The sequence below is a fragment of the Flectobacillus sp. genome (genome assembly GCF_049240685.1).
GTDB lineage: Bacteria > Bacteroidota > Bacteroidia > Cytophagales > Spirosomataceae > Flectobacillus.
This window is the reverse complement of sequence record NZ_JBMLSD010000399.1, coordinates 70,401-81,275: the sequence shown is the minus strand read 5'-3', so window position 1 is coordinate 81,275 and position 10,875 is coordinate 70,401. Positions and strand designations below refer to the sequence as shown.

5 protein-coding genes are annotated in these 10,875 nt (G+C 38.7%); all 5 read left to right on the top strand.

Annotated features, from left to right (window positions below; translation table 11 throughout):
* Positions 1-4,592, top strand: a 4,592-nt coding sequence (locus ACOVQ4_RS18345; RefSeq protein WP_421822067.1) for a hypothetical protein, incomplete at its 5' end; no start/stop codon positions are given.
* 207 nt (positions 4,593-4,799) lie between these two features.
* On the top strand, positions 4,800-6,053 hold the full coding sequence (locus ACOVQ4_RS18340) for an amidohydrolase family protein (RefSeq protein WP_421822066.1): 1,254 nt from the start codon (positions 4,800-4,802) through the stop codon (positions 6,051-6,053).
* Positions 6,054-6,503: 450 nt separating this feature from the next.
* On the top strand, positions 6,504-7,976 hold the full coding sequence (locus ACOVQ4_RS18335) for a DUF4301 family protein (protein ID WP_421822065.1): 1,473 nt from the start codon (positions 6,504-6,506) through the stop codon (positions 7,974-7,976).
* 459 nt (positions 7,977-8,435) lie between these two features.
* A complete protein-coding gene (locus tag ACOVQ4_RS18330) occupies positions 8,436-9,272 on the top strand; it encodes a hydroxymethylglutaryl-CoA lyase (RefSeq protein WP_421822064.1) in 837 nt (278 codons plus the stop codon).
* Positions 9,273-9,567: 295 nt separating this feature from the next.
* The gene (locus tag ACOVQ4_RS18325; protein ID WP_421822063.1) at positions 9,568-10,764 is read left to right on the top strand and encodes an acyl-CoA dehydrogenase family protein; all 1,197 of its coding nucleotides are present in this window, start codon (positions 9,568-9,570) and stop codon (positions 10,762-10,764) included.
* Positions 10,765-10,875: the final 111 nt, after the last annotated feature.

Below are 10,875 nucleotides of genomic sequence, written 5' to 3'. Positions count from 1 at the left end.
GTGTATCGGGTAACCCACAAGCCGAAAATATTGCCAAAGGCTTTGAAAAACTCTGGAATTCGGATAAACTCAGTGGCGCTCAAAAAGCAAAAATTGCTAGTGTATCAAATTTTATGGTTAAAAAAGGATATAAACCACCTCATTTTTCAAACCTTTTTGATGTGCTGGTTGTAGGTACCAATATCAACCAGTTAACGGGGGCTAATGTCGATACCTTTCTTGAAACACTACGCAAATCGGCAGAGAGCAACGATACCAAAACAACTTTACGTTTAATCGAAATTACTAAATTGCTATTTGGTAGTAAAGCGCTTTATTATACCAACTACAATCGTTTATATGCCTTGGATGGCAATATAAGTTTTCAGTTTAACGACCAAAAAGTAGAGCTTACAAGCAATACCACTACTTCGCAAGGCAACAACAATGCTGCGACGACTGTTCCTTCAACTAACGACGGCTGGGATGATGCTCCACCTACACCAAACAACAGTGGCGCGGCTCCTACTCCTGTCGAAGAAACTGCGCCTTTATTTATCAATGCCGGTCCAGCAATTGTTTTCAAAAACATGAATTTATCCATTGTAACAGCAAGTGATTCGGCAACCTTAGCGGGTACCAATGCAACACTGGGTATCAAAGATGGCGTATTGCTTGGTACTGGCGGAAAATTTACATGGGAGACCGTAGGCCTGCCGCAAGCGTATGCGGTATTGGATAATTACAGTATGGATATTCGTAATCCACGACTAAAAGCAGAGTCTTCGACCTTGACCTATACCGACAAACTCGCAAACCCCATCAAAGGAGTTTTTGAGTTTCAGAGTAAAAAACGTCCCAAAAATGTGGTGTCAACCTTTCCTCGTTTTATGTCTTTTAAGAATGACGCTGTGCTAAAAAAATCTGCTGATTTTGAGTACAAGGGAGGTTTTGCATTATCGGGTAATACCGTATTGAGCTCGTCTATTCAAGAAAAATATACCACAATCGTTGTAAAAAAAGATGGGAAAGTGGCATTCAAAATTTCGGGTAGGAAGTTTACTGTAGGAGATTCCTTAATTACCTCACCTGCGGCTACATTTACTGGGTATTTTGCCGAAAAGGATTCTATTTATCATCCTTCTGGCAAATTAATTTATGATCGTTTGCAACAAAACTTGCGTTTGAGCAAAGTAGACGATGGCGGATTTAAGGAGGCAAGCTATACCGATAGTTATCACAAACTTGAGATTACAGCAGATGCAATGCGATGGAGTTTGCGAGATCATAAAGTGGATTTCTATATTCTTGTGGCCAAAAATGTTGTTCCTGCCTTATTTGAATCTTTTGATTATTTTAATCCAGAACGTTTCAACAAAATTTCAGAAACATTCAGTTTTAACCCATTGGTGGTAGTAAATAATTATGCCAAAAAAAATAATCTTACTACTGTCAAGTTGTCAGAATTGGCCAAAGCCTACAACAAAGACTTAGCTACGCTAAAGCCTGTATTCTTGGCTATGATGCAAAAGGGATACTTTGAGTATGACCCAGAGGTAGAAACGATAAAACTTTCGAGAAAAGGAAGTCATTATTTGTCTGTTCAAACCACCAAACGAGATTATGATAATTTGTTGATTCCTTCGCTTTATGCAACAAGTAGTAAGGATACTACCGCAAATGCCACTTTGAGTTTGAAAGATAATCAGTTGATTATTAGAGGTGTAAAGCAGTTTTATCTGTCAGATTCGCTAAATGTGTATATGGCTCCTTATGACAACCTCATCAAAGTAAATAAAGACCGAAACTTTGGAATTAGTGGTGAGTTGAAAACAGGTAACTTTAGATTTAGAGGAAAAGATTTATCATTTAATTATGGTGAATTTAGTGTCAAACTAAACAAAATTGACTCTATTACTTTTATTCCTCAAAAAGAACTTGCCAAGCGCGGTAGAACCGAAATCGGTGGAGATTTGAAGTATGAGTCTGGCACAATTTATATTAATAAGCCTGATAATAAATCTGGTCGTCAGCGATTGGCCGAATACCCTCGTTTGGTAGTTCCTACGGGCGTTACGGCCTATTTTGACCATGCATACCGTGGACAAATGGCCTACAACAAAAAAGTATATTTCAAGGTGCCAAGCATCGATTTTGATAGTTTAAACATCAAGGATATTGATTTTGTAGGAACTTTCTATTCAGATGGGATTTTCCCTCCTTTCAAAGAAACCCTTATTTCAATGCCAGATAATACACTCGGTTTTAGTCATAAGGTGCCCGAAGGAAAATATAGCCTTTATAGTAGTAAAAGTTTTATCAAATTTGAAGAACCATTGGTGATGGACAAGCGCGGTCTTCATACTGCTGGAGAAATCAACCATCTTACAGCACAAATTCAGGCCAAAGAAGCAACCTTTACCCAAGATTCTGTAAATGCCACAGGAACTATCGGTAAAATCAACGAAGGAGCCGTTGGACAAGCCTACTTTACAAAAGTTGACATAAAAAATTATTCGCTCAAATGGCAGCCAAAAGTGGACAGTATGTTAATCGAAACCAAAGGTAACTCATTTGAATTCTATGCAGCTTCGTCAAAACTTGAAGGTAAGTTATTGGTTCGTCAAACAGGTATGTTTGGTTTTGGTAAAGTGCATCGTCAAGATTCAGAAACTGAATCTGATAATTTCAAATTTGGGAAAGATGGTTTCTCGGCCGAACCAGCCAACCTGATGGTAGGTAGTAATCTAAAAGCAGCTAAACCAGCCTTGTTTGGGAAGCACATGAATGTGTATTTTAACCTAACTACTGGCAAGGTAAATATCAAAACGCCAACCATGTTGAAGCTTGAAGACTCTACTAGTATGTATTTCCCATACACGGCCTATCGTACTTCTATCAATAGTGCCGAATGGGATATTAATAAGAAAACCATTACGATGAAGGGCGATGTAAAAATATCAACCTTTACCTCTATAGAACCATCACAAGAGGGTTTGACCTTTAATGGTTCGGGCGCGCTTTACGAAATTGAAAAACAATCCCTAAATATTAGTGGTGTGCCTTTTATTAAGTCTGCTGATGCTAAAATCATTCCAGACCAAGGGCAAGTATCCATTCGTCGCGATGCCGAAATGAAGACTTTTTATAATGCCAAACTCGAAATTGATACACTCACAAGTTATCATAAACTCGTAGGCGGAAATATCCATATTTTGTCGAGAAATGCCTTTGAAGGCGATGCTATTTATCGATTCCCAAATCTAGTTGGAGATACCCTCAATCTTAAAATAGGGAATTTTACCTTTAAAGAAAATGTAACAGAAGACCGTAAAAACAAAAAAGTTAAATCTATTACAACAACAGCCAAGGCAACGGTCGATGAGAAAGACAAATTCCATCTTTCTTCAAAAATTCTTTACAAAGGCGATGTAATATTAACTGCTTCGGAGAAAAATCTTAAAATGGAGGGCTTTATCAAACCCGAAACAAAAGGTCGCTCTGATGTGATTAGTTGGATTCCATATAAAGGTAATAACACCGACAATCTAACCCTCGACGTCCAGCCTGAATTAAAAAGTGATATTAATACGCAATTATTGGCGGGTCTGCATTTCCGTACAGCCTCTACAGGATTGTACACAACGTTCTTGTCAGAAAAGGCTGATGCGAAAGACGAAAATATATTTGTCGTAAATGGTAAATTTAGAGATATTGCAAAATCCTCGAAATTTGAAATAGGAGCTGAAGAGTCAGAAAAATCGTACGAAGCTAATCGATACTTGTACGATGATGCTAAAAAAACACTAAATCTGGAGGGTGCATTCAACTTTTTCGTACCCAATAATTACATTCAGGGGGCAGGTTTTGCCGACATTCGTATCGACAGTAGCAAGTACAAATTTGATCAGATGTTATTAATCAACTTTCCGATGCCTTCTGAAGTGTTGAAAGCCTTGTCTGATAAAATAGTGAAAATTAACCTTGATTCACGAGATAATGCAAGTGCCGACGAACCAGAAGATAAGGAAAGATTGATGTCAAAATTAGCGAATTTGGTAGGTAACAAAGCTATTGAATCTATGGAACGTCGTCTCAAAAATGAACATGTTCCTGTTCATACTATCAACTCCAAACTGAATACTTCCTTGGTATTTTCAAAAGTTAATTTGAGGTATTCTGACCAACAATCTGCCTTTTATTCAACAGGGAAACTTGGTTTGGCAAGTGTAGGTGCTACCGATATCAACTCAGAAGTACAAGGATATCTCGAAATTCGTAAAACGAATGAAGGGGATGAATTTTATCTCTATTTAGAACCTAACGAGGATACTTGGTATTTTATGGGCTATATCAAGGGCGAAATGGGCGTTATTTCCTCAGATGCTGAGTTTAATAATGCTGTAGCTGCCAAAGCAAAAGGGGTTAAAAAAGGTAGTGGCAAAAACTCCTATATATTCTTGGGCGTAGGAGCCGAAGAAAAACTTGCGTTTGTCGAGCGTTTTATGGAAGCTTACAGAGTTAAAGAAACCAAGCAGAAAAAGGTTGCACAAGGAGACGATAAAACTAAAAAGCCCGAAAAGAAAAAAGAAGAAGCCAAAGATGGATTCTAAAATCATAGAGCCACTTCGAAAGAAGTGGCTTTTTTGTTTCTCTACCGTCAAATATCACCACTATGGAAAGATGAGTTTTTAATGGAGAATTTTTACATTTACAGTGAAGGCAATATTACTCGAGGCGAATACTTTTCACATTCATCAAACTAAAAGCTCTAATTGATTTGATTCGCCTTGTATTGATTAGAGTTATATAATTCAAATATGTTAAAAAAAGTTTTACTCACTGGATGTATACTTGTGGCAGGATTACAGTCGATGGCACAAGAAACATGGATTTTATTAAAACCACAACAGGTTTTTGATGGTGAAAATCTTCAACCCAATTGGCAAGTATTAGTTCATAATCAACGAATAGAAGCTGTTGGAGCTTCGCTAAAAGTTCCAGCAAATACTGAAATGATTGATTTGCCCAATTGTACGCTTCTTCCTGGTTTAATTGAAGGACATTCCCATTTGTTGTTGCACCCTTATAACGAAGTTACTTGGGACGATCAGGTACTTCGCGAGTCGCGAGCCGAACGTATTCTACGAGCAGGCAATCACGCTCGCAAAACCTTACTGGCTGGTTTTACCACGGTAAGAGATTTGGGTTCGGAAGGGGCAGATTACGATGATGTGGGTTTGAAGCAGTCTATAGAAAAGGGCCTTATTCAAGGGCCACGCATGTTGGTAGCAGGACGAGCGTTAGTGGTTACTGGCAGTTATGGTCCCAAAGGATTTCAATCTGATGTTAGCGTTATTCAAGGTGCAGAAGAAGCCGATGGTATCGATAATCTGGCAAAAGCAGTCCGTACTCAAATCGGCAAAGGTGCAGATGTCGTGAAAGTATATGCTGATTATCGTTGGGGTTTATTCAAAGATGCTCAGCCTACTTTTCTAGAATCAGAACTCAAGATGGTGGTAGATATAGCCCGCAGTTCAGGTCGTGACGTGGTAGCGCATGCTTCTACAGCCGAAGGTATTCGTCGTTCTGTAATGGCAGGTGTAAAGACTATTGAACATGGCGATAATGCAACACCAGAGGTTTTTGCTTTGATGAAACAACACGATGTATGCTTTTGCCCTACTCTGGCTGCAGGCGATGCCATTTCGCAATATAGAGGTTGGAAAAAAGGACAGGAGCCCGAACCTGAACGTATCACGACCAAACGAAAAGCTTTCAAGCAAGCCCTTGAGGTCGGCGTGAAGATATGCATGGGAGGCGATGTTGGCGTATTTCCGCATGGCGATAATGCTCGCGAAATGGAACTAATGGTCGAATATGGAATGAAACCCTTGGAGGTTTTGCGCTCAAGCACCTCTATCAATGCCGACGTATTCAGACTGAAAGAATTGGGTAGAATTAAAGCTGGAAACCTGGCCGATATCGTGGTAGTAGAAGGAAATCCGACCGTCGATATAAACGCCATAAGAAAAGTGAAAATGGTACTCAAAGGAGGAATACGTGTCGATTAATAAATTATCAAGTAAAAAAAAGTGAAAGTACATGAAGGCATCTCAAACAAATGAGTATATTTAAAATCTGTTAGCCTTCTTAACCTAGTAACTAAACTTTCGAAGGCTCATTTCTAAACCCCAACGTCGCTTAAAAACTTGGTGAATATCCTTGAATAAACACCCTACATCTTGTTACTTCTATAACTATGGAAAGTACATGCTTCTCTGACGTTATTTGAATAAGGCTGGGATTATTGTTGGAGCAAAAACCCTGTTAGCACCGCTAACTAATTTTAAGGACGTATTCTCCTTCAAAAAAGTATATTTGCTGATTATAGGAATAGATATTGTTGTAATTAATAAGTGCAAGCGTGAATAATGCTCCTAGTTTTAAATATTAATATGTACCAATTAAAATAAGTAATAAAGATTTTATCCCATTAAAAATACTCTTACTCCAAAGCGACTATGTTTTCAGAAAAAGACCTTTTACAAATTCAATCCAAAAACATTGCTATAGAGACGGTAGAGCAGCAAATTGAAGACTTCAGAACGGGTTTCCCTTTTATGAGTCTAGAGAAAGCAGCAACTGTCAACGACGGTGTGATTCGCTTGTCGGATGAAGAAGTGAAGCAGTTTGCCGATAGCTACTCCCAAAATTCAGTTGGTCTCAATCTTTTGAAGTTTGTACCAGCTTCGGGCGCTGCTACTCGTATGTTCAAATCTCTTTTTACGTTTTTGACAGATGGTAAAGCTGATAAGTCTGTCGACCAGTTTTTTGAAAAATTGCCTTCTTTTGCCTTCTACAAGGACTTGTTGGAGTTGATTCCTGAAGATGCAGACAAAAAGACCATTGTTGAATATTTTTTAACAGAAAAAGGGTTAAACTATGGTTATTTACCCAAAGGCCTTTTGAAATTCCATACCTATCCAGATGGCTGTCGTACTCCCTTAGAAGAACATATTATCGAAGCCGCTAATTATGGTGCTTCTGAAGGTGTAGCTAACCTACATTTTACGGTTTCGCCTGAGCATAACGCTGGATTCAAAGGCTTGACCAAAAGTATTTTGTCGTACTATCAAAGAGCATTGAATACGACATTTAATATTACTTTTTCAGAACAAAAGAGCTCTACCGATACCATTGCGGTAAATATGGACAATTCGCCATTCCGTGAAAAGGATGGTACCTTATTGTTCCGTCCTGCTGGTCATGGGGCATTGTTAGAAAACTTAAACGATATCGATGCCGATGTGGTATTTATCAAAAATATCGATAATGTTGTGCCCGATCGCCTGAAAGGTACTACTTATGATTATAAAAAAGCGTTGGCAGGTATATTGTTAGATTACCAGGCAAAAATCTTTGCATTTGAGGCAGCACTAGAAAATGGTGCATCGGCTGAATTGCTCGCAGATTTAGCTAATTTTTACGAAAAAACAATTTGTGTTCAACCTCCTGCTGATTTTGCCTCTTACTCCGACGAGCAAAAAGTTGCTTATTTCAAGGCTAAATTACATCGTCCAATTCGTGTTTGTGGTGTCGTAAAAAATACAGGTGAGCCTGGTGGTGGTCCTTTCTGGTGCAAAAATGCAGATGGCACGGCTTCTTTACAAATCGTGGAGTCGGCACAGGTAGATGTAGACAGCGAAGAACAAAAAGCTATTTTCAATAACTCAACACACTTCAATCCCGTTGATTTGATTTGTGGTTTAAAAAATAGTAAAGGCGAGAAATTCAATTTATTGGAATACAGAGACCCGAAAACAGGGTTTGTAACGGTAAAATCTCGCGATGGAAAAGACGTAAAAGCTCAAGAGCTCCCTGGCTTATGGAATGGCGCAATGTCTGATTGGAACACTATTTTTGTAGAGGTTCCTTTGATTACTTTCAATCCTGTAAAAACGGTAAATGACCTTTTGAGAGACGAGCACCAATAATAGTTTTTGGTACATTCGCAGTTTGACAATGAGTCATCCCAAATTTTAATATTTAGGTTATTTCCCAATTTTTTATCCAAAAGGCGTTCGAAAAACTATTTTCGAGCGCCTTTTGGATTTTACCTCTCGACGATATACCTCATTCAGGCGCAAGGATTGGGTCTCTGCTGGTAAAATTCAAAATAAGCATAAGATTGCTCAGTTTGGGTATGACTCATGATTGATAGATATGATTTATAAATCCCAAATCAAAAATCATCCTTTCCAATTTATACTAAGCGCTTTATGTTCTGCGTTTTAGTAATAAACATTTTCACTCTCAAAAAAAAGATTTTTCTAATTACCTAACCATCGTAATTGCATGAGTCCCAGCCAGAAATCTTCTGGTTGGGATTTTTTGTTTTTTCATAAGAATCACTCATATTGAGCCCTCAAACAATCATCAATAAACAAATACCTATGAAAATTATAGAATGCCCTCGTGATGCAATTCAAGGCTGGAAAACGCCTGTTTCAACTGCTTCTAAAGTTGAGTACCTAAATACTTTATTGCAAGTTGGTTTTGATACATTGGATTTTGGAAGTTTTGTTTCTCCCAAAGCAATTCCTCAAATGGCCGATACCGCCGAAGTATATCATCAATTACAATTAGATGGCCTGTCGACTAAGTTACTAGCCATAGTAGCTAACCTAAAGGGAGCTGAACAGGCAGTATCCTTTGAGCATATAACCTACTTGGGTTTTCCTTTTTCTATCTCCGAAACATTTCAACAAAGAAATACCAATAGCTCGATAGCTCAAGCCTATGAAACGGTCAAAGCTATTCAAGAACTATGCGTAAAAAATGGAAAAAAATTAGTAGTGTATTTCTCAATGGGGTTTGGCAATCCTTACGGAGATATATACAGCCCTGAAATTGTTGGAGATTGGTCTCAAAAAATGTCACAGTTAGGGATATCAATCATTGCACTGTCAGATACCGTAGGCATTGCTAAACCTGAGTTGGTGCAAGCGTTATTTGGCCACCTAATACCCTTGTATCCTCATATTGAATTTGGTGCGCATCTACATGCAACACCATTTAATTGGAGTGAAAAAATAGAAGCAGCCTACTCGGCCGGATGCCGCCGTTTTGATGGAGCATTGGGAGGTTTTGGGGGCTGCCCTATGGCCAAAGATGAGCTTGTTGGGAATATCAATACTAGAAACTTACTTGAAAGATTCAAATCAGAACATCCTATTAATTGGCAAGCTTGGGAAAAGGCTACAGCATTGAGTGAGAAAATATTTATTTAATTTTTGAGCCTTTGGCTTTCAGCTTTGGGCATTCGGCAAAAACATATCTATCGTGACTAAAAAACATTTTAACACTCTTTGCCTTGTGCCTGTTGCCTAGTGCCTACTGCCAAATGCTGTAAGCCGTAGGCGCTAAGCAAAAGGTCTTTATAATTTCATGAAAAACTCCTTTTTTCTTTAGCTTAGGGCTTAATGCCTGTGGTCTAAGGCTTTCAGAAATGCTTTTTCTAGATCTAGTGCCAAATGCCCATAGCCCCAAGCCTATTACTAATAACAATACATAACAAACAAAACCATGGAATTTCATCAATCAAATAAGACGGATAGTTTTGAATCACCAGATTTTTATCAAATAGATGATTTGCTAAGCGAGGAACATCTTTTGATTAGGCAATCGGTTAGAGATTTTATTAAAAAAGAGGTATCGCCAATTATTGAAGATGCAGCTCAAAATGCGGTATTTCCTGCTCACTTGGTCAAAAAATTTGGAGAAATGGGCTTATTTGGACCAACGATTCCTGAGCAATATGGCGCAGGAGGACTCGATTATATTGCCTACGGATTAATGATGCAGGAGGTGGAAAGAGGCGATTCTGGACTACGCTCGATGGCCTCGGTTCAAGGCTCTTTGGTGATGTATCCGATTTATGAATATGGGTCAGAAGTGCAAAAACAAAAATACCTTCCAAAGTTAGCTTCGGGTGAGCTGCTTGGGTGTTTTGGTTTAACAGAACCTGATTTTGGCTCAAATCCAGCGGGTATGCAGACTAAAATTGAAGATAAAGGGGATTATTATTTGCTCAATGGTTCAAAAATGTGGATATCTAATGCGCCAATGGCAGATATTGCCGTTGTTTGGGCCAAAAATGAACAAGGCCGTATCAAAGGACTCATCGTAGAAAGAGGAATGGAAGGTTTTTCGACACCTGAAATACATCAAAAATGGTCATTAAGGGCGAGTTGTACAGGTGAGTTGGTTTTTGATCAGGTAAAAGTGCCTAAAGAAAATCTATTACCTAAGGCAGATGGTTTGCGCGGTCCTTTGGGTTGTCTGGATTCGGCTCGTTATGGAATTGCTTGGGGTGCATTGGGTGCTGCCATGGACTGCTATGATTCTGCAAAAAAATATACTCTTGAAAGAATCCAATTTGATAAGCCGATTGCCTCGTTTCAATTGGTACAAAAAAAGCTTGCTGAGATGCTCACAGAGATAACCAAGGCACAACTAATTTGTTGGAGATTGGGGATGCTAAAAAATGAGGGAAAAGCAACTACTTCACAAATTTCTTTGGCCAAAAGAAACAACGTTGAAATAGCCTTAAAGATTGCCAGAGAAGCACGCCAACTACATGGAGGTATGGGTATTACGGGTGAATACCCTATAATGAGGCACCTCATGAATCTCGAATCTGTAGTTACTTATGAGGGTACACACGATATCCATTTATTGATTTTGGGAGCGGAAATAACGGGCATTCCTGCCTTTAAATAATGAGCCGATTACTCAATTAGAGCCATTCTAACCAATATTTTATAAGATTTTGAGGTTTTATAGTCAAACAGCCACTCAAAGGGGGGCTATCGTGATTGTTTTATTTTTCAT